General features: G+C 70.4%; 21 protein-coding genes and 2 pseudogenes. 11 read left to right on the top strand and 12 right to left on the bottom strand.

All coding sequences use genetic code 11. The features are described 5' to 3' along the window. Window positions 1-24 precede the first annotated feature (24 nt). The 4 genes from WME89_RS34560 to WME89_RS34545 form a co-directional block, all read right to left on the bottom strand. Entirely contained in the window at window positions 25-1122 is a 1098-nt protein-coding gene (locus WME89_RS34560) for a Gfo/Idh/MocA family protein (RefSeq protein ID WP_438003904.1), read from the bottom strand. A 380-nt stretch (window positions 1123-1502) separates the two neighbouring features. Beyond that, a complete protein-coding gene (locus WME89_RS34555) occupies window positions 1503-2153 on the bottom strand; it encodes a glutathione S-transferase N-terminal domain-containing protein (protein ID WP_438003903.1) in 651 nt (216 codons plus the stop codon). Window positions 2154-2574: 421 nt separating this feature from the next. Then, window positions 2575-3840, bottom strand: a complete 1266-nt coding sequence (locus WME89_RS34550; RefSeq protein ID WP_438003902.1) for a PEGA domain-containing protein — start codon at window positions 3838-3840, stop codon at window positions 2575-2577. A 72-nt stretch (window positions 3841-3912) separates the two neighbouring features. Continuing rightward, window positions 3913-5559, bottom strand: coding sequence for a protein kinase domain-containing protein (locus WME89_RS34545; RefSeq protein WP_438003901.1), 1647 nt, complete (start codon window positions 5557-5559; stop codon window positions 3913-3915). A gap of 172 nt (window positions 5560-5731) precedes the next feature. Here WME89_RS34545 and WME89_RS34540 point away from each other — a divergent pair, with 172 nt between their 5' ends. Then, complete coding sequence (locus WME89_RS34540) at window positions 5732-6517, top strand: DUF1287 domain-containing protein (protein ID WP_438003900.1); 786 nt, start codon at window positions 5732-5734, stop codon at window positions 6515-6517. Window positions 6518-6601: 84 nt separating this feature from the next. Here WME89_RS34540 and WME89_RS34535 read toward each other — a convergent pair whose 3' ends face one another. After that, on the bottom strand, window positions 6602-7453 hold the full coding sequence (locus tag WME89_RS34535) for a class I SAM-dependent methyltransferase (RefSeq protein ID WP_438003899.1): 852 nt from the start codon (window positions 7451-7453) through the stop codon (window positions 6602-6604). A 271-nt stretch (window positions 7454-7724) separates the two neighbouring features. On the opposite strand from WME89_RS34535, the gene WME89_RS34530 reads away from it, so the two are divergent. From WME89_RS34530 to WME89_RS34520, 3 genes are all read left to right on the top strand, one after another. Next, window positions 7725-7946: a hypothetical protein gene (locus WME89_RS34530; protein ID WP_438003898.1), complete on the top strand. Its 222-nt coding sequence runs from the start codon at window positions 7725-7727 to the stop codon at window positions 7944-7946. Beyond that, window positions 7943-8842 carry an aminoglycoside phosphotransferase family protein gene (locus tag WME89_RS34525; protein WP_438003897.1) on the top strand — a complete coding sequence of 300 codons (900 nt, stop codon included), beginning with the start codon at window positions 7943-7945 and terminating at the stop codon, window positions 8840-8842. The genes WME89_RS34530 and WME89_RS34525 overlap by 4 nt, the downstream gene beginning before the upstream one ends. Window positions 8843-9133: 291 nt before the next feature. Further along, window positions 9134-10267: an acyl-CoA dehydrogenase family protein gene (locus WME89_RS34520; protein WP_438003896.1), complete on the top strand. Its 1134-nt coding sequence runs from the start codon at window positions 9134-9136 to the stop codon at window positions 10265-10267. A 53-nt stretch (window positions 10268-10320) separates the two neighbouring features. On the opposite strand, the gene WME89_RS34515 is transcribed toward WME89_RS34520, so the two are convergent. Then, window positions 10321-11238 carry a pirin family protein gene (locus WME89_RS34515; RefSeq protein WP_438003895.1) on the bottom strand — a complete coding sequence of 306 codons (918 nt, stop codon included), beginning with the start codon at window positions 11236-11238 and terminating at the stop codon, window positions 10321-10323. A 180-nt stretch (window positions 11239-11418) separates the two neighbouring features. Further along, window positions 11419-12150 carry a CTP synthase C-terminal region-related (seleno)protein gene (locus tag WME89_RS34510; RefSeq protein ID WP_438012010.1) on the bottom strand — a complete coding sequence of 244 codons (732 nt, stop codon included), beginning with the start codon at window positions 12148-12150 and terminating at the stop codon, window positions 11419-11421. Window positions 12151-12374: 224 nt separating this feature from the next. Between WME89_RS34510 and WME89_RS34505 the strand changes: the two genes are divergently transcribed. After that, on the top strand, window positions 12375-12938 hold the full coding sequence (locus tag WME89_RS34505) for a DinB family protein (RefSeq protein WP_438003894.1): 564 nt from the start codon (window positions 12375-12377) through the stop codon (window positions 12936-12938). Between the two features lie 67 nt (window positions 12939-13005). Here the strand turns inward: WME89_RS34505 and WME89_RS34500 are convergent. Beyond that, a pseudogene (locus WME89_RS34500) lies at window positions 13006-13154 on the bottom strand (peptidase M13); the annotation flags it as partial. Between the two features lie 420 nt (window positions 13155-13574). Between WME89_RS34500 and WME89_RS34495 the strand changes: the two are divergent. The 3 genes from WME89_RS34495 to WME89_RS34485 all read left to right on the top strand — a co-directional run bounded on the left by WME89_RS34495 (window position 13575) and on the right by WME89_RS34485 (window position 17170). Further along, window positions 13575-14201: a DUF924 family protein gene (locus WME89_RS34495; protein WP_438003893.1), complete on the top strand. Its 627-nt coding sequence runs from the start codon at window positions 13575-13577 to the stop codon at window positions 14199-14201. Window positions 14202-14735: 534 nt separating this feature from the next. Beyond that, on the top strand, window positions 14736-15458 hold the full coding sequence (locus tag WME89_RS34490) for a beta/gamma crystallin domain-containing protein (RefSeq protein ID WP_438003892.1): 723 nt from the start codon (window positions 14736-14738) through the stop codon (window positions 15456-15458). A 239-nt stretch (window positions 15459-15697) separates the two neighbouring features. Further along, complete coding sequence (locus tag WME89_RS34485) at window positions 15698-17170, top strand: hypothetical protein (protein WP_438003891.1); 1473 nt, start codon at window positions 15698-15700, stop codon at window positions 17168-17170. Between the two features lie 171 nt (window positions 17171-17341). Here the strand turns inward: WME89_RS34485 and WME89_RS34480 are convergent, their stop codons facing one another. Then, entirely contained in the window at window positions 17342-18532 is a 1191-nt protein-coding gene (locus WME89_RS34480) for an endo-1,4-beta-xylanase (protein ID WP_438003890.1), read from the bottom strand. Window positions 18533-18897: 365 nt separating this feature from the next. On the opposite strand from WME89_RS34480, the gene WME89_RS34475 reads away from it, so the two are divergent. From WME89_RS34475 to WME89_RS34465, 3 genes are all read left to right on the top strand, one after another. After that, the gene (locus WME89_RS34475) at window positions 18898-19734 is read left to right on the top strand and encodes an SDR family NAD(P)-dependent oxidoreductase (RefSeq protein ID WP_438003889.1); all 837 of its coding nucleotides are present in this window, start codon (window positions 18898-18900) and stop codon (window positions 19732-19734) included. Between the two features lie 76 nt (window positions 19735-19810). Further along, the gene (locus WME89_RS34470) at window positions 19811-20188 is read left to right on the top strand and encodes a metalloregulator ArsR/SmtB family transcription factor (RefSeq protein WP_438003888.1); all 378 of its coding nucleotides are present in this window, start codon (window positions 19811-19813) and stop codon (window positions 20186-20188) included. Then, window positions 20185-20688 carry an SRPBCC family protein gene (locus WME89_RS34465; protein WP_438003887.1) on the top strand — a complete coding sequence of 168 codons (504 nt, stop codon included), beginning with the start codon at window positions 20185-20187 and terminating at the stop codon, window positions 20686-20688. Before WME89_RS34470 ends, WME89_RS34465 begins: the two co-directional genes overlap by 4 nt. A 93-nt stretch (window positions 20689-20781) precedes the next feature. Here WME89_RS34465 and WME89_RS34460 read toward each other — a convergent pair. The 3 genes and pseudogenes from WME89_RS34460 to WME89_RS34450 form a co-directional block, all read right to left on the bottom strand. After that, a pseudogene (locus WME89_RS34460) lies at window positions 20782-20880 on the bottom strand (phenazine biosynthesis protein PhzF); the annotation flags it as partial. Between the two features lie 56 nt (window positions 20881-20936). After that, window positions 20937-21794, bottom strand: a complete 858-nt coding sequence (locus WME89_RS34455) for a hypothetical protein (RefSeq protein WP_438003886.1) — start codon at window positions 21792-21794, stop codon at window positions 20937-20939. Between the two features lie 443 nt (window positions 21795-22237). Further along, window positions 22238-23290 carry a hypothetical protein gene (locus WME89_RS34450; RefSeq protein WP_438003885.1) on the bottom strand — a complete coding sequence of 351 codons (1053 nt, stop codon included), beginning with the start codon at window positions 23288-23290 and terminating at the stop codon, window positions 22238-22240. Between the last annotated feature and the right edge of the window lie 18 nt (window positions 23291-23308).

Below are 23308 nucleotides of genomic sequence, written 5' to 3'. Positions count from 1 at the left end.
GCGCGGGACACGGTCGAGGCGCGTTCAGCCCTTCCAGCGGAGGCGCTGCCCGGAGGCGGAAGCCTCAGCGATCGTGTCGACCAGGCGATGGAGCTTCAAGGCGTCACGGAACGTCGGCGCGAGCGAGGTTCCTTCCGCGAGATCCTTCGCGAAGGCCGCATAGACGTGCGCTATCTGATGCGCGTCGTCGGACAGGCTCGATCTCGGGGTCCAGGACAGGTGCTCGGGCGTCGGGATCGGCTGGAGCGGCTGCCCGTCGCCGCGGGCGCCCGAGATGCTGAGATCGTGAGACAGGACGAGATCGCCCTCGGTGCCAGTGAGGGTGCAGCTCATGACGGGGCCGTTGCGCTTTCCGGTCTCGAAATGGGCCGACAGGACCGCGCCGTTCGCGAGCGTCCCGGAGATGAGCGTCTGGTCCGGCGCCGTCACCGGCAGGACCTCGCCCGTCTCGATCACCGTCATCTCGTCGAGCTGGCGGGCGACGACGCTGGACAGGCTCTCGAGCTCGCCGACCGCGGCGAGCACGGTGTCGAGGAAGTGCGCGGCGAAGATCGTGAGCACGTGCGCGCCGTTCTTCTCGTCGGCCGAATACGCGTCGGAGCGCGCGCGCCGGGCGCCGGCGAGCGGCGACGCGACGTGGATCGTCACCGAGCGCAGCTTGCCCACGTATCCCTGGGCGATCAGATCCCGCAGGTGGCGCACGCTCGGCGCGAGGCGCCGCTGGAGCCCGATCAGGGTGCGAACGCCGGCGGCCTCGGCGGCTCCGGCCAGCTCGGTGGCCTCGGCGAGCGAGACCCCGAGCGGCCACTCGCAGAACACGTCCTTCTTCGCGGCGACGGCGGCGCGGACATGCCGCGCGTGCTCGGGCGCGCGGACGGAGACGACGACGAGATCGACGTCGGGGTGCTCGATCAGCGGCTCGGCGCGGTCGAACGCGTGGCGCGCCCCGAAGCGGCGCGCGCTCTCGTCCGCGCTCGCCTGCCTCGTGGTGCTCACCGCCGCGATCTCGTATGCGTCGAGCGACGCGAGCGCGGGCAGGTGCGTCGCCAGCGCCCAGCCCCTCTCCGGGCTCGCTCCGATGATTCCGACGCGGATCTTGCTGGGGTCTCTCGTACCGCTCATGAGCTCTCCTTGACGAGCCTTCCGAAGTAACCGGAGGTGTACTCCGTTTATATGCGGAGGGTTCATCCGTTTGCAATGCCTCGAGCGCGGATTTCTCCGGAGAGGCGCCCCTCTGCTCGAAGGAGGCGCTGCGCAGGGGCGCGCAGGCGGGCGCGCAATGGGACCTCGAGCGGGCCCCTCGTCACCGCCGGCGATGTGTTGTCGGAGGGCGGCGCAGGCGCGCGCTGCCGGCGGCTGCCGGCAGCGCGGGAGGGCTGCATGCATGGCCGCGACGGCATGGCCGCACGACCGAGCGGCGGCGGTGAGCGCGCGGGGGCGTCAGGGGACGGCGGCGCCGGGTCTCGCCGGCGCGGAGCGGCGCCGCGCTCCGCCGAGCGGGCTCACGGCGCGTCGAAGCGATACGGGGTCGCCCGCGCCGATGCGCGCTGGCCGAACTCGTCGCAGAAGGCGGTCAGGGCGCGATAGCCGCTCGTGTCCAGCATCTTCCGGAACTCGAGGTGCGTGACGAGGCAGAACGTGCAGACCTCCATGTAGCTGACGTCGCGGTCCTGGGGCAGCGCTGCGCGGGCCGCCTCGATGTTGTCGTCGAGCCAGGTGAGCATGTTGAGCAGGCTCGTTTGCGGCTTCGTGAGCTGCGCGTCGTCCTTGGGCGTCCCCGCGAGCTGGCTCATGATGAGCGTGACCTCGGTGGCCATGGCTTGCGTGGCGAGCTCCTGCGCGTTCGCCGCCCGCGCGTCGGTGAGGTGCTCGGGCCAGACCACGTGCCGCTTCGCCGGCGCCCGGCGGGCGAGCTCGCGGCAGATGTTGAGCGCACCGAACCACGCTGTCGCCCCCGTTCGCAGGATCGGCAGGCGGAGCGCGGGGTTACCGGCGTAATCCGCGGCGTTCACGGAGCGCAGGTCCGGGACGACCTCGAGGGCGTAGGCGACCCCGAGCTCCGAGGCGAAGATGCGGGTGACGCGCGTGAAGTGGGAGCTCGAGCGACCGACGAGCGTGGGGGTGTGGCCAGGATCGGGTGTGGGCTCGGTCACCAGATCCAACTAGCACAAGCCCGGCGCGCGGGCCGGGATGTTTGAAGGCCATCGGGGAGGGGACGGCCGAGGTCCGACCCAGGTTGGGGCCGCGGCGGCCCGACCCAGGTTGGGGACGCGGCGGCCCGACCCAGGTTGGGGACGCGGCGGCCCGACCCAGGTTGGGGCCGCGGCGGCCCGACCCAGGTTGGGGCCGCGGCGGCCCGACCCAGGTTGGGGACGCGGCGGCCCGACCCAGGTTGGGGCCGCGGCGGCCCGACCCAGGTTGGGGACGCGGAGGCCCGACCCAGGTTGGGGACGCGGGGGACGCGGCGCCGCCGGAAGGCCTTCAGGGCGCGAACCTGGCGAGCACCACGTCGTTGGCTCCGGCGGTGGCGAGCGGGCCGCCGCCGAAATCCAGGCTCCCTTCAGAGGTGCTCTCTCAGAAGCTACCTACCACCTGGACGCCGAGGCCGTCGCGGCCGAGGCGGGAGGGCAGAGCGCCGAGGAAGCGCAGCCCGGAGCGCGCGACGTCCTCGCGCACGAGCGTCGTCTTCGGGAACAGGATCCCGCTCGCGAGCAGCGCGAGGCCCGCCGCCTGCAGGACGCCGTCGGTCACGAAGAAGGCTCCGCCTTCGCCCCCCTGCGCCGCGTGGATCATCGGACCGGCCACCGGAATGATGAGCAGCTCGGCGCCGACAGCAGCGCCCGAGACCGACATGGGCGTGTAGGTGATGCCGAAGATGGTCGCTCCCGCGGTGATCAGCCCGCGACGCGCGTTCGTTTCGAGGCGATAACCCGGTCGGATCGGGGTGCCCTCCTCGTAGTCGAGCACGATCGGGTCCGCCGCGGTGAGCACGGGGCGCGCCTTCACCGCCGTGAGCGACGCGTCGACGACCTTGCCTGCCCTCACGGAGATCGTTGTCGGTGGCGTCCCGACGCCGTCGGCTCCGGACAGCACGATCACGTGCGTGCCCGGCTCGACCTTGCCCTCCCAGGGGGTCCTGCCCACGCGCACGCCGTCCAGCGCGACCTCGAGCCGCTTGCCCGTCTTCTCCGAGATGCGCACGCGCCCGTGCGTCTCGATGGCCTTGAGGCTCGCGGTGACGCGCGCCGTCTGTCGGCCGAGGACCTCGACGCGCGCCTCGAACGGCTCGAACCCGTCCTTCTGGATCCGCACCGCGTGCGCGCCCGCCGCGACGCGCAGCGGGGCCGAGAGCGGCAGCTCGGCGCGGCGCTGGCCGTCGACGGTGACCACCGCGCCCGGCGCGCCTCCCTCGATCGCGATCGCGCCGACGAGCTCGCGTAGCCGCTCCACCTCGGCGAGCGCTGCCTCCTTCGCGTCGGCCGGGAGCACGGTCCCGAAGTCGGAGAGGAGCGACTCGAACATCTCGAGCGCCTCGGTGGTGCGCCCGAGCTTCTGCAAGCAGCGCGCGGCGACGGAGGTGGCTCCCCACGTCGGGTAGAGCCGCCGCGACTCGAGGAACTCGGCCGCGGCGGCTTCCCATGCCTCGGCCCTGTACATGCGGAGGCCGCGCTCGAAGCGGGCCTCGGCCTCGGCCTTCGCGCTGGCGGTGGCGGCGGTGGGCGCGCTGGCCGCGGGCTCCGTGCGTCCGGCGTCCTGCGCGAAGAGCGGCGCCGCCCAGGCGGCGAGGAGGAGCGCGGCGATCGAAGCGACGCGTCGGGGAGAGCAGATCCGGTTTCGCATGGTCGAGGACGCGACGCCCGCAGCTTACAGGAACCCTGTCCCTTTCCCGCAACCTTGCGCGTGCGCTGCCGGCTACTCGAACGAGCTCGGGACGAGCGGATCGGCAGGCGGCCTCGGCGCCTCCGGGGGCGTCTTCTCCGCGGCCGGTCGGCGTGGCGGCTGCGGTCTGGCGCTCGGCGCGCCGCTCGGTCCAGCCGTGGCGCCGCTCGGTCCAGCCGCGGGGCCGCTCGGTCCAGCCGCGGGGCCGTCGATCGTCATCGTCGGCGGAAACGCGCCGTTCTCGGTCACGACGACGTTGCCCACCCGCTCGACCCCCGCGCTGACGAGGCGCACGCGGTGGTTGCTGCCGAGCACGCCGGCGATCTCGACGAGCCCTTCGCGCACCTCGACGGGCGCGCCGTCCACCTCGACGGCGGCGTCCCTCGGGGCCACGGCCAGGACGACGCGCCGGAGGGCGCCGTCCGGGGCGACGGACGCCGGACCGGCCGCCTCGGCCGGCGCCGTCGGCGCCTCGCTGGCCGCCGGCGCGACGTCGCCCCCCGGGGCCGCCGCGCGCGGCGCCGCGAGGTACACGACCGCGCCCGCGACGCCGAGGGCGAGCAGGACAGCCGGCGCCCGGGACCACGCCGCGGAGGGGCCCGACGAGGCGCTGCTCGCCGTCCGGCTCGCGAGCGGACCGCCGGACGACGCGCTCACGGTGCTGGCGCGCCCGCTGTCCCGCGGCGGATCGCTCTGGCTGGCCTCGCCGGCCCTCGCGAGGCTGCTCCGGTGCGGCGCGGCGCCGACGTCGAGCCTCGGCGCGACCACGGCGCGCTCGCTGTCCGTGGCGGTCACGAGCAGCTCCTGCCGCAGCGCGTGGCCATCCGGGAGCAGGGGGAGCATCGCCTCGAGCATCTCCGTCACGCTCTGGAAGCGGTCGCCCATGTTCAGCTGGAGCGCGCGGTGCACCACGGCGGCGACCTCGCGCGGCACCCACGGGGCGACGTCCTGGATGGGCGGGGCGGGCTCGGTGCAGATCAGGACGAAGAGGCGTGCGATCGAGGCGATGTGGTGATGAGGCGCGTTCCCCGACAGCGCGGCGTACAGGACGACGCCGAGCGACCAGATGTCGGTGCGGTAATCCACGGTCCGGATGTCCTCGATCTGCTCCGGCGCCATGAAGAGCGGCGAGCCGAGCATCTTCCCGGTCGTGGTCAGCCCCGTCGTCATGCCGCCCTCCGACGGCTTGATCTTCGCGATCCCGAAGTCGAGGAGCTTGACCACGACCTCCCCCTCGCCGGAGCGCGCGAGGAACAGGTTCGCCGGCTTGATGTCCCGGTGGATCACCCGCGCCTCGTGCGCCTTCTGCAGGCCGAGGCACGCCTGGACGATGATGCGCAGCGCGACCTCGGGCCGGAGCGGCCCGAGGCGGTGCAGCAGCTGCCCGAGGTCCTCGCCGTCGAGGTACTCCATCACCAGGTACGGCGCGCCGGTCACGGGGTCCGTCCCGGCGTCGCGCACGTGGACGATGTGCGGGGTATCGACGCCGGCCGCGGCGCGCGCCTCGCGCTGGAAGCGGCCCAGGGCGGTGGCGCTCTCCCGGCGCTTCTGCCCGCTGATGAGCTTCACGGCGACCTGCTCGCCTGTGTCGAGCTGCTGTGCCTCGTAGACGCAGCCCATCCCGCCCTCGCCGATCAGGCGGGTAAGTCTGTATTTCTGGTCGACGATCTGGCCGTCCAAGCCGGCTCAGGGTAGGGCGAACGGCGCCTGGCTGCAAACCGACGCGTGCGCCGAGCAGAGACCGAACGCCCGCGGCCAGCCGGGCGCCGGGAGCCTCGGAGCCTGGGCGCGAACCGGGACCGCGTCCGGCGCTGGCCTGTCACAGATCGTCCTCGTCGGCCGATGACGGAGCATGACCTCACGCTCCTGGGCATGGCTCGCCGCGCTCCCCCTCCTGGCCTGTGGCTCGCAAGGCTCGCAAGAACTCGCCGCCGCCTCTCGCGGGGCCCGCCTCGCGCCGGCATCGGCGCCCGCGCCGACCCCCGCGCCGACCCCCGCGTCCGTGCCGATCCCCGCACCCGGGTCTGCTCCAGCACCGCTCGCCGAGCCCGCGCTCGTCCCGGTGCCGTCCAATCCGATCGTCGCCCGCGCGCGCCTCGAGGTCGCCCGCGCGGTCACCTACGATCCCGCCTGGGTCGCCATCGGCTACCCCGGCGGTGATCCGGCCCCCGATCGCGGCGTCTGCACCGACGTCGTCATCCGCGCCGTCCGCGCCGCGGGCGTCGATCTCCAGAGGACGATCCACGAGGACATCCTCGCGCGCCCCGCCGTCTATACGACGGTGAAGCGTCCCGATCGTTCCATCGATCATCGCCGCGTCACGCCGATGCTCACCTACCTGCGCGCCCACGCAACGTCGCTCCCGACGACGTTCGATGAGGCCGCGGTGGGCACATGGGAGGCCGGCGATATCGTCGTCTGGTCCTTCGCGCCGTGCCCTTCGTGCACGCCGGATCACGTCGGCATCGTGAGCGATCACAAGGGCCCGCGGGGCATCCCGCTCGTCCTGCACAACATCGGCCCGAGGCCGAGCGAGGACGACCACCTCGACGCCTGGACAGTGCTCGGTCACTTCAGGCTCCGCGGGGCGTCGAGGCCGGAGCGGATCGAGAGAGCTCGAAGCAGCGCCGACCCGTGAGGGTGCCCGGAGCGGTCCGACGCCACCGCCGGCGCCGGCGGTCGGGGGGATGGCGGCCACCCATCCCCACGATCCTGGAGCGGGTCAAGGGCGCGGCACCAGCACGGTGATCGCGGGCTCGTGGATCAGCTTGCGCCCGTCTCGCTCCACGGCCTCTTCGTTCAGATAGACCAGGAGCTGTCTCTTCACATCGTCCGACATGGCGCTGAAATCGGTCTGGTAGATGAAGTCCAGCAGGGCTTTCCCGGTGGTCGACTGGTCGTCGAAGCACAGGGTCACGTCGATGGTCTCGTCGTGCTCCGCCGTCTCGTACTGCAGGCCCAGCCGTTCCATGATGCCTTTCAGGCTCTCGCCCGTGATGAGCCCCGCCTCCGATGCCGTCCAGTAGCCTTGATAGCCCGTCAGCGCGACGTACTTCTTGATCAGCGTGTACATCTGGCCGTGATCGTGGTCGACCGTGATCACCAGGATGCCGCCCTCGTTGAGCATGCCGAGCGCCTCGCGGGTGAGCCGCTCTTCTTGCCCTGGCATGTGATAGATCGAGTGCATGTAGAACACGCAGTCGAACCGCTCGTCCGTCTTGAAGTCTTCGATCCTTGTCGCGCGCACGTCGAACTGTACCCCCGCCAGCCCTGGACGCCGCGTCATGGCGGTGAAGTGTTCCCGGTGAATCGCGTTCGGCTCCAGCGCCACGTAGCGCACCGAGCCGCCTTCCGGTGCGACGCGCCTGAGCAGCCGGGCGACGTCGGCGTCGACGTCGCCGGGCCCGGGACCCACGCTCAAGATCGACAGGTCTCTCCTGCCGCTCGCCACGATCTTTCGAAGGTGCGGATCCATCAGGTCGAGCGTGCCTCGATGGTCGTAACGGCGGCTGTCGAAGAAGATGCGCCATGCGGTCGCATACGCTCGATCGGCTTGAATCTGGCTGTCTGTCATCGCTGTCGTCGACCTCGTTGGTGATGCGTGGCTCGTCTTGGCTGCAGCCTCGGCCGCGCTGATCCGGACAGGGCGGTCAGACGAGCATGCGTCTCAGCGCGCCCTGACGACCCGTCTCCCCTTGCGACCCGCGGCCCGGCGCAGGTCGAGGTGCCGAGCCGATCGCACAAGGGCTCTCTCTGTCAACCAGCGCATGCAGCATGGTCGTACAATGAAACGCCCGCGACGAGGAGCTTGACTTTCGGAACGCGTCTGAACTTCTTATCCCCTGGTGCTGAAGGGGGCGCTCGAGGATGCCGGTACGGAGGTGTGGGAGCCGCTCCATCGCTTTCGCTTCGAGCTGCCGGGGGAGGCGATCGCTTCGAGAGTACCGGTGTTGGCTCGAGGCGAGGGCGTGCTCGAATCCGCCTTCGACCACGACCGGCGCGACCGCATGGGAGACCTGCTGCGCGTCAAGTGGCGGGTGACGAGCCCAGCAGGAAGATCGCAATGACCACGACCGATGGATTCAAGATCGACGTTGCCCTCGTGAGCCGGCTGATCGCCGCGCAGTTCCCGCAGTGGGCCGACCTGCCGATCAGGCCGGTGGCATGGGATGGATGGGACAACAGGACCTTTCACCTGGGCGAGCGCATGAAGGTGCGGCTGCCGAGCGCGGAGGGCTACGTCGCCCAGGTGGAGAAGGAGCATCGCTGGCTGCCACGGCTCGCGCCGCTCCTGCCCCTTGCCGTTCCGGCGCCCCTTGCGCTGGGACGCCCCGGCTTCGGGTATCCCTGGCCATGGTCGGTCTATGGCTGGATCGCGGGCGAAACCGCGTCGGTCGAGCGGATCGCCGACCTCCCGGGCTTCGCGACCGAGCTCGGTCGCTTCCTTGTTGCCTTGCAGCGGGTCGACGCCGCAGGCGGCCCCCTGGCCGGCGAGCACAACTTCTTCCGCGGCGGGCCGCTCTCCGTGTACGACGCCGAGACGCGCCAGACCATCGCCGCGGTGGCCGGGGAGGTCGACGCGGGCGAAGCGACGGAGGTGTGGGAGGCTGCGCTGGCGGCCAGGTGGCGGGGCCCGCTGGTGTGGGTCCACGGTGACATCGCCGTCGGAAACTTGCTGGTCAAGGAGGGAGGCCTCCGCGCCGTCATCGATTTCGGCAGCTCCGGCGTGGGGGATCCGGCTTGCGACCTGGTGATCACCTGGACCTTCTTCGCGGGCGAGAGCCGCGACGCATTCCGGGCGGCGGTGCCGGCCGACGGCGCGACCTGGGCCCGCGCCCGCGGCTGGGCGCTGTGGAAAGCGCTCATCACCTTCGCGAGGAACGGGCGCTCCCATCCGGCAGAAAAATCGCCTCGCGATGTCATCGCCGAGGTGCTGGCCGAGCACCGGCAGCAGCGCGGTTAGCCGCCAGCGACCCCGAGCCAGGTTGGAGCGACCCGACCCAGGTTGGAGCGACCCGACCCAGGTTGGAGCGACCCGACCCAGGTTGGAGCGACCCGACCCAGGTTGGGGCGACCCGACCCAGGTTGGGGCGACCCGACCCAGGTTGGGGCGACCCGACCCGACCCAGGTTGGAGCGACCCGACCGAGGTTGGAGCGACCCGACCCAGGTTGGGGGCAGCGTCGGTCCCGGCCAGCGACGCACTGCCAACCTGGGTCGGGCGCTCGAGCCGCCGCGGAATACACTCCCCCTGCATGTCCCACCCATCGCTCACGCCATCCGTCCCTACCGAAACCGGCGCGCTGCTCGAGCGCGCCCGTCGGGTGGCGGCGCTCGTGCTCGCTCCGGCGGCGAACGCCACGGATCAGGCCGAGACGGTTCCTCGCGAGAACCTCCGCGCGCTCGCGGACGCCGGTCTCCTCGGGATCGCGACGCCTGCGCGCTACGGCGGTCACGGCGTCCCGGCGCGGGTTGCGCGCGAGTACGTGGAGATCCTCGCCGGCGCCTGCGGGGTGACGGCGTTCGTCCAGATCCAGCACGCCACCGGCGCGTGCCCGCTCATCGCGCGAGGCGAGAACGAGGCCCTCAAGGAGCGCGTCCTGCCTCGCTTCGCCTCCGGCGAGCGCTTCTGCACCGTGGGCTTCTCGCACGTCCGCCGCCCGGGCCCGCCGATGGTCAGGGTCGAGCCCGATGGCGACCATGTTCGCCTTCACGGCACCGTGCCCTGGTTGACCGGCCACGGGATCGCCGACGACGCGGTCATCGCCGGCACGCTCCCCGATGGCCGCCTGACGTACGTGCTGACATCGCTGCAGGCCGGGGATTCGATCGTGCCATCGCCGCCGCTCCGCCTCTGCGCGATGGACGCCTCGGCCACTGTGTCGCTGACGCTGCGCGACCTGCGCGTCGGCCCCGAGCAGGTGATCGCCACCGTGACGCGCGAGCAGCAGACCGCCCGCGACCTGGCGGCCATGCTGACGCCGTCGGCGCTCTCGCTGGGCGTGGCCGGCGCCGCCGCCGCCCTGCTCGCGGAGCTGGCCGGGCGCCGCGGCAGCGCACACCTTGCTGGCGCCGCGCGGGGGTTCGAGGACGAGCGGGAGGCCGCCCGCGCCGAGGTCGACGCCTGGGCGGACCGGCCGGAAGCCGAGGGATACGGCGAGCACGCGGTCCGCATTCGCGCCTGGTGCATCGATCTGGGCGTCCGGGCCGCGCACGCGGCGGTCGCTGCGAGCGGCGGCAGCGCCAATCTCCTCGACCACACGGCGCAGCGCCTCTTCCGCGAGGCGATGCTCTATTCGCTCACGGCCCAGACGCGCGACCTGCAGACCGCGACGGTGCAGCGGCTGCTCGATCGAGGAGGCCGCGCGACGGGCCACGTGGGGCCATGAGGGCGGTTTTCCGGTCGCGCGGCCCAGGTCGAGCGACCGGAGCGCTCGGGTGATCAGCCCTCCGGGAGCGGGATGAACTCGGCGTCGTCGCCGGGGATCCTGGGGAAGCGGCCCTCGCGCCAGTCGGCCTTCGCGCGCTCGATGCGCTCCCTGGAGCTCGCCACGAAGTTCCAGTAAATGTGGCGCGGCCCGTCGAGCGGGGCGCCGCCGACCAGCAGGAGGTTCGTCGTGCCGACCGCCTGAACGGCGGCGTGCGCGCGCGGGCGCAGCACGAGCATCGCGCCCTCGCCGAAGCGCTTGCCGTCGCAGTCGATGGCCCCGTCGACCACATAGACGGCGCGCTCCTCGTGCTCGTCGTCGATCGGCAGCGTCGCGCCGGCGTCGAGCTTCGCGTGCACGTAGAGCGTCGGCGACAGCACCCCTGTGGGCGCCTTCGCGCCGTACGCGGTCCCGGCGATGACGTGCAGCTCCGCGCCGGGACGGCTCACGACGGGCATCGTCGGGCGCGGGTGATGCTCGAAGCGCGGCTCGATCTCCTCGTCCTCCAGCGGCAGCGCGACCCACGTCTGGATCCCGTGCATCCGCGCGCCGCGCGCCCGCACCTCGGGCGCCGTCCGCTCCGAGTGGACCACGACCCGCCCGGCCACCATCCAGTTCACGTCGCCCGGCCGGATCGACTGCTCCGAGCCGAGGCTGTCGCGATGCACGAACTCCCCTTCGAGGAGATACGTGATGGTCGCGAGCGCGATGTGCGGGTGTGGCCGGACGTCGATCCCCTGGCCCGGCGCGAAGTCGACCGGACCCATGTGATCGAAGAAGAGGAACGGCCCCACGTGCCGCCGCTGCGTCGAGGGGAGCGTCCGCCGCACCGTGAAGCCGCCCAGATCCCGAGGGCGCGACTCGATCACGAGTTCGATCACCCCGCTGTCTCCGCCCAGGCACTCCGGTTCCTTGTCGGGATATCGGCTCATCGAGATCTCCTGCTTCTCATGCCTCGCCGGAGGCCACGCTGGCCCCAAAGGAGCCCTTGAGGGGTGCATCCTCGAGTACCACGTCCGCCACGTCGGCCACCATGTCCGCCGTGGGCCATCGGCCTGTGGGTCGGCCAGCGCGCGGCAACGGCGGCGCGGTGCGCGGTCGAGCCACCTGGCTCAGCGGTCCGCGGGGCTCGAGCCGGGCCTCGAAGGCATCGCCTCGCCCCCCGCGCATGCCCGGATGAGCCCGGCCACGAGCGGCGGCAGCTGGCCGGCGAGCGCGGCGCGCTCCGGCTGGAACAGCGTCGCGACGAAGAACGGATGTCCATCCAGCTCCACGGCGCGCACATCGCCGGCGTCGTCCTCCGCGCTGACCCGCAGCGCGCTCGAGACCAGCGCGGCCTGGAAGTCCGGATTCAGGCCGTAGCGGCAGCGGTACCCCTCGGTGGCCTCCGCGCAGCCGTAGGCCTGCGCGATGCGGGTACCCGCGCGGAAGCGGACGGCGCCGGTGGCCTCCACCAGGGAGCATTCCAGCGGCGCGATCACCGCGCGCTGCGCCTCCGGCGCCGTCTCCGCGTGCTCGGCGTCCGACCAGCCCAGCACATTGCGCGCGTACTCGATGACCGCGTGCTGGAAGCCGCCGCAGGTACCGAGGAAGGGGCGCCGCTGCTCGCGGGCGAAGCGGATCGCGCGCAGCGCGCCGTCCATGCTCCGGTACGGGCTCGCCGGCACGCACCAGAGGGCGTCGTAATGGGCCACGCGGGAGACGTCGGTCACCTCCTCGGTCGGCACCCATTCGAACGAGAGCGGCGTGGCCAGCGCCTCTCCCGCCAGCCGCAGCGCCGCCGGGATGGCCCGGTGGGCGGTCACCGCATCGTCGCGATCGCCGACGAGCCCCAGCTGAATCATCGCCGTCATGCGCCCCACTATAGCGGCCCGACCCGGGTCGGGGTAGCAAGCCCGGGCTGGCGTGGTGCGGCCTGCGGTCCGACCGGAATCGGGGCGTCGAGCGACACGAGCAAAGCAATCACGAGGACGTGGCCGAACCACCGGACACCCCTCTTGAGGCGCATCGGCCAGCGCTGCTGGCCAGCTGTTTGCCGGGCAAAGGGATGATGCTAGCCTCCCGGACCATGAGACGTGACAGCCCTGGCTCCCCGACTCGGCCTGAGTCCAGCGAAGCACGAGACTACTTGATCCGGCAGCTCGAGACAGCATGGCAGCTGACCAGCTACCACCTCGAGGGGCTCACCACCGAGGAGTGCTTGTGGCGCCCTGCTGACGCGGGGTTGCACGTCCATCAAACCCCGGATGGCGAGTGGCGCGCCGACTGGCCGGAGCACGAGGGGTATGATCTCGGCCCGCCGAGCATCGCGTGGCTGACGTGGCATCTCGGCTTCTGGTGGTCCATGGTGCTCGACCACTCGTTCGGCGAAGGAGCCCTCACGCGCGAGGACGTGACGTGGCCCGGCAGCGCCGAGGGCCTGCGCGCGTGGATCGGCGAGCTACAGCAGCAGTGGCGAGCGGTGCTCGAGCAGGCCACCGACGACGATCTGCGATCGGCGCGGCGGACACGATGGCCTTTCCAGGATCGTCCGTTCGGTGACGTCATCGCATGGGCCAACGTCGAGCTCACGAAGAACGCTGCCGAGATCGGCTACGCGCGCTTCCTCCACGCACGGAGGCCGCGCAGCTAGTTACGCGTGTCGGGGGCAACGGCGGGTACGGAGGTGGTGGCCTCGGAGGCCGTCGATCGGGATCGCGGCGAGCGAAGAGACCGTGCGCCGGCAGATCGCGCGCGACCGCCGCGGGCCGCCGCGGGCGAGCAGCGGGATCACACGTTCATAGGTCCACGCGCCGTGCCAGGCGCCGTGCACGAGCACGAAGGCGGCTTCGGGAGGGACAGAAGCCATCGTTCAACTCCATTGGTTCTTGTGAGGATACTCCGCGCAAAGCCGCTCCGAGACGTCACGAATCTGGTTCGGCGGTAGGCGGCTGACAGCCACGGCGCGCGACGTCGCGACCGGGGCCCTGTCGAGCCGCCGTCCCAGCGCGATCCGGCGTCCGGCAGCGGAAGTAGCTCGACTGCGTGAGATCGGGGGGGGATCCCTGAGAGGTGGACCGAGCCGCCCCGATCCGGTAGGCTGATGATGCTGGCTCGTCGTGGGGTCGGCGCATTGCTTCGAATCGGGGGTGCCTCTCTTGTTGCTGACACGACTTCGTGACCAGTTTCTCGAGCGAGACGAGAAGCCGACGCCCGCGGCTCACGTGGTGGCGGCGCGCCGTCACCGAGCGCGCCCCCGCCGGCGGACAGCTGACACCGAGGAAAGCTGATGCTCATGACAGAAGAAGTCGAAGAGGTTCTCGGGTTCTGGTTTCCGGAGCGGATGAGCGGTGACAAGGAGGAGCTCACTCGCCAGGTCGAGTGGTGGTTCCGCGGCGGCGCCGACGCCGCCATCCTGGAGCGGTTTCCGCCGCTGCTGGAGCGCGCTGCGCGTGGCGAGCTCGACGGCTGGTCGAGCGCGCCGCGCTCCCGGCTGGCGCTCATCCTCGTGCTCGACCAGTTCTCTCGCACCGTGTACCGGGGGACGGCTCGCGCGTTCGCGCAGGACCCGAGAGCGCTCGCCCTGGCGCTCGAAGGGATCGAGATCGGTCATCACGCGGCGCTGGGGGACCCTTGGCAGAAGACCTTCTTCTTGTTGCCGCTCGGGCACTCGGAGGACCTCTCCAACCTGGATCGAGCGGTCCAGCTCGCCGAGGAGCTCGTGGGCACGGTGCCCGCGGAGTTTCGTTGGTGGTTCGAGTTCTCCGCGAACCAGGCCCGCGGGCATCGCGACGTGATCTCGCGGTTCGGTCGGCATCCGCATCGCAATGAAGCCCTCGGCCGGCAATCGACGCCGGAGGAGCTCGAGTACCTGGCGAGCGGCCAGCTCGTCCATACGCGCCCCCTGCCGCGCTAGCGGGAGCGACAGCGGTAGAGCGAACAGCGGCGACGGCTCAGCGGCACCAAGGGGGCCAGGCCACGGTCGCGCGCCTCGTCACGGCCCCACGTCGCGCTCACAACAGGTCAGCTAACATGGTCAGCTCGTGGCCGTCGCCGACCAGGTGGACGCGTTCATGATAAAGATACAGCTCGATGCGAACAGCGGGATGGTGCCCTGTTCCACGCTTGGAACGCGGCCGTTCCAGATCGCCGCCTGGCGCCGCTCCGTGTATCGCCACATACTCCGGAAGTGATCCTTGAGCCGTTGCGGGGCGGGTTTCGTAAACCCGCCTCCGGGTCTCCCGCTCCGGCGGTCCCCCCGCGGTATTCGACCCGGTGTGCCCATGGCGTTGCTCGGAGACGCCGTCGCCGAGCATGCCGTGATCACAAGGCCCGTCAATCTGCTGCTGACGAGCGCCTGGTTGACGTCGATGCGGCTTGTAGCCGCCTGGTGGGGCGGACTTCCTCGGCGTGAACGATCTTCATCACAGAACCATGATGTGGAGACAGAATGAAGAAGAAAGAACTTGGTAATAAGTTAGGTCTCGTGGTCTGCGCCGGCGCCGCGCTCGGCCTCTCCTCTGCCTGCTTGGGCGCCGACGCGTCGGACGGGCCGCTCGAGTCGCAGTCGGCCGAGGCCGAGATCATCGGCGACGAGAGCGAAGCGGCGATCGCCGGCGGCCCCGCCGACGAGGTCGTGCTCTACGATCTCCCGGGCTTCTCCGGCGTCTCGCAGAGCTTCGGGATCGGCCGTTACAATGTCGAGGACCTGACGATCATCGGCAACGACCGCGCGAGCTCGATCAGGGTCCCTGCCGGGCTCCGGGTCACGGTCTTCTTCAACGCCAACTTCGATGAGGGGGCGTACGTCTACACCTCGGACACGGACCTCGTGGCCGCTGGCACGAACGGCGTGTCCGTGAGCGCGAACGACATCATCTCGAGCATCGTCGTCTCGCGCGCCTCGGACCCGCAGCTGGATGTGGTCACCTTCTACGAGAACGCCAACTTCTCGGGCGAATCGTTCGTGTACAGCGTCGGCGGCAACTTCCTTTTCAACGGCCCATGGAACTGGCGGATCAGCTCCGTCCGCGTCCCCCCCGGCTTCAAGGTGACGCTCTATGACGGGTACTTCTGGACCTCGCCGAACTCGCGCGTCTTGACCGCAGACGCGAACCTCGCTCCCCTCGGCTTCGACGACGAGACCCAGACCTTCATCATCGAGCGCTTGTAGGAGAGAGCGCGCGCGAGCGTGGCCCGGAGCAGCCGGGCCTCTCCCGAGCCGCCGTCATTTCATCGCCCTGTCCAGGGCCGTGATTGGTTCTGCCCGCACGTCGACACCATCCTGGCGGTTGCAGCTGTAGGGTTGCTCAGCGCTGCCCATCCGGGGACCGGGGCGTCCAGCCCCAGCGCGAGCGTCGACCAGGGGACGGCAGGTCCCTCTCACCGTCGGAGCCGATGATGATCTCTCGAATGCGCACAATTTATGTGGGGCCTGTAACGCTCGTCGGGCTGCTGGCGGCCGCGGGCTGCGGATCGGGCGCCGGGAGCGATCCGGCGGGCAGCGGCGGCTCGGCCGCGGAGGGCACGCCGTCGAGCGGCGACTCGGGCGTGGGCGGCGCGCTCCCAGGCGCGAGTGGGTCGGGCGTGGGCGGCGGCGTCGCGACCGGCGGTACATCGGGCGCTGGCGCGCCTGGATCGAGCGGCTCAGGCGGCGCGGGCACCGGAGGGGCGGCGACGGGCGGAGCAGGCTCCGGGGGCGAGGGCACAGGCGGCACGGGCGCCGGAGGGGCGGCGACGGGCACCGGAGGGGCGGCGACGGGCGGGGCCGGCGCCGGAGGGGCAGGGACGGGCGGCAGCGGCGATGGTGATGCGGCCTATCCCTGCGATGGAGACACGGGCGGTTACAACGCCGTCGTGACGAGGTCCGGATCCACCTGGGTCGCGCAGAACGGTGCCCGCGACGTCTACAGCGGCGGGGACATGCGGGCCGCGGTGCAGGCGGCGCTCGACAGCTTGAGCTCCGGCCGCACCACCAAGGAGAGCGTGCTGGTCCAGGGCTCTGGCACCATGACCGCGGGCTCGCGGCTCAGCGTGCCCAGCTTCGCCGTGCTCAACGTCTGCGGCACGATCGACGTCACCGGCGGCGGCTCCGGCGACATGGCGCCCATCTATGCGCGCGGCCGGACCGATATCGAGATCCCGAACGTCACGATCACCGGCACCCCGGTCTACGCCATGTTCTTCCGCGACGTCGAGAACCTGCGCCTCGGCCACGTCGAGCTGCGTGTCTCGAGCGGCCTCGGCGTCCGCGTCGACAACCACGGGCGCTCGAACCGCGCCGACAAGGTGACGAACATCGAGATCGATCACGTCTACGCCGAGGGGACCGGATCTCACGGCGTCGAGACCTATGGCGTCGACGACCTCCGCATCGGCACCGTCATCGCCCGCGACACAGGGGAATGTGGCCTCCTCCTGAACGACACGACCAACGCCGAGATCGGGACGGTGGACGCCGTGAACGCGGGCGCTGGCACCGGCTACGCGGCGTTCCGCCTCGCCAACCGCGCGGGCCGCGTCGGCAGCGGCTACCCTACCAACATCCACGTCGGCGAGGTCATCGCCCGCGGCGGCGGGCGCGGGATCTTCTGCGTGTCCGAGAGCGGGGGCGTCACCATCGACCGGATCGACCTCGCCGACACGGGCAGCAACTCGATCCTGCTCGAGAACTGTCACAACGTGAACATCGCCGCTGAGTCCGGGACCGTCACCGGCGGCGGCGACATCCGGCTCGCCGCGCGCGCCGAGTTCGAGAACTCCTCGGACATCACGATCCAGAACCTCGCGATAACGAACACCGACGTGAACGAGAGCCCCTGCGCCACGAACAGCACCTTCCGCAACCTCACGCTGATGAACGCGCGCGACAACAGCTGCGACTGACCTGGAACAAGGCGTCGAGACAGCGGAGCGGAGGACGCCGCGCCTGCATCGCGAGCGCGCGCAGCGCCGGAGCAGGCGTGGCGGAAGGGCAGCAGCAGAGCCCAAAATGAAGCGCGCCCGAGCTCCCTCGGGGAGAGCTCGGGCGCGATCGTCACGTGATCGTGGCGTCGATCAACCGCCGCGGCCGAGGAACTCCATCAGCCACTGCATGGCCGGCCGCATGGTGTTGTCCTGCCGCTGGATGCCCGTGTTGTCCCGCCACGTGGTGCCGACGATGTAACCCCAGAGCGTGATGCCCTTGATGGAGGGGTGATTCCAGTACATCGTGAACTGCTCCTCCATCACCCGCTTCTGCTGGTTGTCGTCCGCGATGCCGATGTCGTACTCCGTGATGTACAGGGGCTTGCCCAGCGCTGCCATCTTGTCGATGTAGCTCTTCACGGTGCTGGTGTTGATCTTGTACGCGTCGTGGGCCTGCGCGCCGAGCGCGTCGACCGGGGCGCCCGCGTCGATCACCGCCTTCGCGATCCTCATGAAGTTGTTGTGGTCGTTCTCGTACTCGATGTTGTTGTAGTCGTTGAGGATCAGGACCGCGCCCGGGCAGAACTCGCGAGCCCACTTGAAGGAGTTGACGATCCAGTCCCAGCCGCTGGCGCCGTCGCCGCCGATCCCGTTCTTGTAGGAGGGCGTGGTGTGGGGCGGCGGCTCGTTGACGACGTCGATGTACTTCGTGTCGGGGTAGCGCTCGCAGAACGACTTCATCCAGTCCCGCACGGCCGACTGCTGCTCCGTGCCGGAGAGGCGCCCGACCCAGTCCGGCTGCTGGCTGCCCCACACGAAGACGTGGTGCTTGAAGATGATGTTGTTGTCCTTCGCGTACTTGTAGATCGCGTCGAGCTTGCTCCAGTCGCGGCTCCCGCGGGACCTCTCGACGGAGCCCCACTTGCCCTCGTTCTCGGGCGTGATCTGGTTCCAGTACCGGGCGAAGCCGTCGCGCACCGCGCCGCTCGTCGTGATGTTGCCGACGAACTTCTCCTCGGGCTCGGAGCCGCCGGCGCCGGTGGTCGCGCTGCTCGTGCTCGCCGGATCGCCGCCGCCCACGTTCGACCCGCCCGTCCCGGTGCTGGTCGTCACCCCGGCGCCGGTGGTGCTGCTCGTGACGCCGGCGCTGCTGCTGGTGGTGGTCGCTCCAGGTCCGCTGCTGACCGTCGTGCTGACGGTGGTGCTACCGCTCCCCGCGCCGCCCGCGCCGCCCACGCCATCGTCGGTCCCGTCGCCCCCAGAGCAGCCGAAGAGCGTCGCCATTCCGAGCGCGATCCCGGTCGTGCCGCACAGCCATCGAGAAGAAAGGTTCTTGTTCATGTTGACTTCCGCGAGTTGTGTAGTTCCAGGTCCTTGGAGCGGTAGAGCCGGTGGGCAGCATCACGAACCGGAGCGCACGCGCTCACCGATGCGCACGCCAGGCGGCACCTCGGCACCTACAATTCCCGCCACCCCTGAAAGTGATCAAAGGTGCCCGAAAGCCGTCGTAAATTCCCTGCTGATGAGAAATGTGCAGCCATGGTGTGTTGCAGCCATGTAGCAACTCTTCACCCCGAGAAGAGCGTCGCGGGCACCCTCGCGTCGAGCGCGTGCGTCATCGACGCGGTGGATCGCTCAGAAGTATGGGATGGGGTAGCACTCCTCCAGCACCACGCCTTCGCGGCGCACAGGGTGAGGAGGGATCGATGTCGAAGATCGCACTCGTTACAGGCGCGAACCAGGGCCTCGGTCACGCGATGGTCGCCCGTCTCTGCCAGGACCTGCCGCCGGGCAGCACCGTGTACCTCGGGGCGCGGGATCCGGAGCGCGGCGAGGCGGCCGTGGCGCGCCTGCGCGAGCGAGGCCTGCAGCCGTCGCTGGCCCGGCTGGACGTGACCGACGACGCCAGCGTCCAGGCCCTGGCGGAGACGGTGGCGCGCCGCCACGGCGGGATAGACATCGTGCTCTCGAACGCCGCCGCGCGCATCGTGAAGGAGCTGCCGCAGGCGGTCCAGGTCCGCACCTTCATCGACACGAACAACCACGGCACCTACCGGATGATCCGCGCCTTCGGACCCCTGCTCCGCGACGGCGGCCGGTTCTTCGTTGTCGCGAGCTCCTTCGGCTCCCTGACCAGGCTGGATCCGCGGCTCCACCACCTCTTCGACCCCGCCACGCGATCTCTCGAGGACATCGAGCGCGTCATGGACGAGTACGTCGAGCTCGTCGAGCGCGGCGAAGCAGAGGCCCACCACTGGCCGGCGTGGATCAACATCCCGTCCAAGATCGCGCAGGTCGCCTCCATGAAGGTGGTTGCGCGCCAGCGACAGGCCGAGGCCGCGCAGCGCGGGCTCATCATCGCCGCGCTCTGCCCGGGGCTCGTGGACACCGACGCGTCGCGCCCGTGGTTCGACGACATGTCGTCGGCGCAGTCGCCAGAGGATGCCGCGAAGAACGTCCTCTGGATCTGCACGCAGCCCGTCGAGTCGCCGCAGGTCCACGGTGAGCTCGTACGGCATCGCCAGATAATCCCCTGGATGTGACGCGGTGGCCGGGGCGCGGGAGAGCCGCGTCCCGCCGGCTTGACGGAAGCGTAACAGATCGGTTACGTTTTGACCGGTGGACGCGGTTGCCCAGGCGCTGGCGGATCCGATTCGACGGGAGATCTTGCGGATCTTGCGCGACAGCACCGCCTCGGCCGGCAGCATCGCCAGCGCGTTCACGGTCAGCCGCCCGGCCGTCAGCCGGCACCTGCGCGTCCTGCGCGAGGCGGGCCTCGTGCGCGACGTCCTGCGCGGTCGCGAGCGCGAGTACAGCCTGGAGCTCGGCGCCCTCGCCGAGCTCGAGGCGTTCCTGCGAGAGCTGCACGGAGCGAGCCCGTGGCACCGCCGGTTCGACGCGCTCGAGACCGAGGTTCACCGCGTGGGCCGACAGCGGCGCATGACGATCACGACCCCGTCCCGCAACGACACGAAGCGCAAGAAGGAGACAGCATGAGCCCCCGACCCAACGGCAGCGTCCGAGCCACCGCGACCGGCGCCGATCTCGTCATCACGCGCAGCTTCCGCGCGCCCATCGAAGACGTGTGGCAGAGCGTCACCGCCTCCGAGAGCACGGCGCGCTGGATCGGCCCCTGGGAAGGGGAGGCGGGGCCCGGCAAGACGGTGCGCCTCCAGATGGCGTTCGAGAAGGGCGCGCCGTCGTGCGACGTCTCGATCGACGCGTGCCAGCCGCCGCACCACCTCGCTGTCTCGATGAAGGATGATCACGGCGACTGGCGGCTCGAGCTCTCGCTCGCGGCGAAGGGCGAGACCACCGAGCTCACCTTCGTCCAGCACCTCACTGATCCAGCGCTCGCCGGCGATACAGGGCCGGGTTGGGAGTACTACCTCGACATGCTCGTCGCCTCCCGCCTCGGCCAGCCGCTGCCCGACTTCGCCGACTACTATCCATCGCAGCGCGCTTACTACCTGGGCGACGCGCGCGCGCAGGAGTAGCGGCGGCGCGCGGGCCCGGCGCACGCGCGCCGCGGGCTCGCGGACGGCCGCGTCCGGACCGGCGACACTACATTTCGAGCTCGAACGCGCCGCGGAGCCCAGCCCCGCCGCCTCGGTGAATACCGCGAGCGGGTTGCCGGCGAAGGGCCTGTCCGTGAACACATCGCAAAGCCGGTACGCTAGCGTGCGCATGTTCACCAGGTTATCCCCGCAGGGCCGTGTCGTGAAGCTGCAGGCGCGTGATGATCTCAGCGCGCGGCGTACGCCGATGCGGATGACGTCGACCAGATCGGTCCGGTCGTCCATGTCGCCGGCAAGGCCGAGAGGTTCGACTCGGCGCTGCTCTCCGAGGTGTACGCGCCCTCTTCCCGATCGCGGAACCTCGGGGTGCCTCCGCCTTCGGGACCGAGGATCGCTATCCAGTACGCCTGGCCGGCGACGATCGACACCGGCGGCACTTCCACCGCGTGCCACCCAGGGTAGTCGTACACGTACTGGATCGTACCCTGCGTCAGCAGCGTGCCCGGGTGGCCGCCACTGTCCGTGTAGAGGCCGACGACGACGTTCACGGCGGTGTTCGAGTCGTCGATGTACAAGGTGAGCACCGACGCCGTGCCCGAGGTCGTCGCGGTGTACTGGAACGCCTCCGCGGAGCCGTCCGGATTGCTGTCCGGGTTGCCCTCGATGGTCCCGTCCCCGATGAGCGGGCCTCCAGGGCACGCCGTGTCGGGGTTCGCTTTGATGCCTCCGCCGCAGTCGCGGAGCGAGCCGCGGCAGACGCCCTCTCCGCACTCGTCGGGCTGGGGGTCGCACATGATGTCGGCGACCAGGCAGCCGCCGTAACAGCCGCAGTAGACGAAGCCCTCCTGGCACATATCGCAGCTGCGCGCCGGACACGTGTCGTCGGCCGCGACCCAGAGCCCGCAATCGCAGTACTTGTAGCCGTCGCAGACCGACGGTTCGATCAGGCCTTCGGCGTGCGTGCCCTTGTCCTGGATCGGGTCACGGCTCGCGCCCGTCGAGCTGGTGCATCCGGCGCCGAGCCAGCAAGCAAGCGCCAGTCGTGCGGACCATCGCACGGCGCGCGTCGCCACGTTGGAATTCATCGTCATCCTCCATCACGGCGTAGCCTCGTGAGTCGCCGTGAGTCGTCGCGGATCCTGGGATCCCGAACAGGTTGAAACCCCGAGAAAATGAACCACAGAGGCACAGAGGGCACAGAGGGCACAGAGTTTTTTTTGTTGGTCCTCTGTGTCCTCTGTGCCTCTGTGCCTCTGTGGTTCAAATCTCTTCCTCCTGAACGTTTCAAGCTGATCGGTGCTCCAGCAGGCATCCATGAGGGAGCCACCCGAGCGGTCTCGATGGAACCGCTCTTCTCGGCGCGTCAGTGAATGCTGCTTTGGCAAGCATGTCAACCGCCGCTCGTTGGTGAAACATTACTTAACAAATCGTGGTCGCCATGAGCGGGCCGCCTGGACACAGCTCACCCGGCGCCGCCGGCCACAGGGCTCCTTGCAAATCGTCCATCACAGCTGGACCGTCGCAGAGCTCACGGCACCGGGATCATTTCACCTTCCGGGTGTGCCGGATCGGCCGTCTCCGCCCACGTGTTGTTCTGCCAGAGGAACCGCTCCGGGGCGGCGGCCTGCACCGCCGCGTCGGAGGTGCCCTCTCGGTCGGCGGAGATCAGCCCGTAGAAGAAGCTGTCGCCGTGCTGGTTCCCGACGAACCGGACACGCGTCGGCATCCCGCTGCCCTGCTCGCGATCGTAGAGGGTATAGTTGCCGCCGTCGATGAAGTTGTCCTTGATCAGCACATCGTCCGTCGGGCCGAAGTCGCAGGTGATGTTGATGGCCGCGGTCTCCTCGCCGTCGTGCTCGATGCGATTGCGGAGCACCGAGGTCGGCTGGCTCGTCCCGTAGATCTCGATCTGATCGCGGTGCGCGATGCCGTCGTTGGGGATCGGGTCGTGGAGGTAGTTCTCCTCGACGCGGCCGCCGCTCAGGCGCATCCCGTTTTCCTGTTGCGATACGTCGTTGCGCCGGCATACCCCGTCGCCGCTCGTCGTCACATCGATGCCGATCGTCCCCGTGGCTCCGCCATGGATCGTGTTCCACTCGACGCGCCAGCCCGAGGGGTTCGTCTCGTACCCGATCCAGATCCCCCGCGCGTCGACCTCACCGTCGAGGTCGACGTCGCAGCAACGGACGGTCACGTCGTCGGCGAGGATCTTGATGGCCCCGACGATACGCTTGTTCTCGATGACGGTCCCTGCCACGTCGACGATGTACGGCCCGTCGTAGTCGGTGAGCTGACCGCAGGGCAGCCCCGCCGCGACCGCCCCCGCGATACCCGTGTTCGCGGCGCCGACGTCGCGACCATGGGCCACGTCGCCGCTGCCCCCGCCGGCACCGCCGCTCCCGCCGGCACCGCCGGCACCGCCGGCACCGCCGCTCCCGCCGGCACCGCCGCTCCCGCCGGCATCGCCGCTCCCGCCGGCACCGCCGTTCCCGCCGACACCGCCGCTCCCGCTGGACGTCGACGTGCTCTCTGCCCCCGAGGAGCCAGGCTCGCCGTTCTCCGGCTCCGAGCAGGCGATCATCAAGGCAAGCGGCGCAGC

It is taken from the genome of Sorangium sp. So ce321 (assembly GCF_051530195.1).
GTDB lineage: Bacteria > Myxococcota_A > Polyangia > Polyangiales > Polyangiaceae > Sorangium.
The sequence above is the reverse complement of the archived record's forward strand: the minus strand, read 5'-3'. Positions and strand labels throughout refer to the sequence as shown.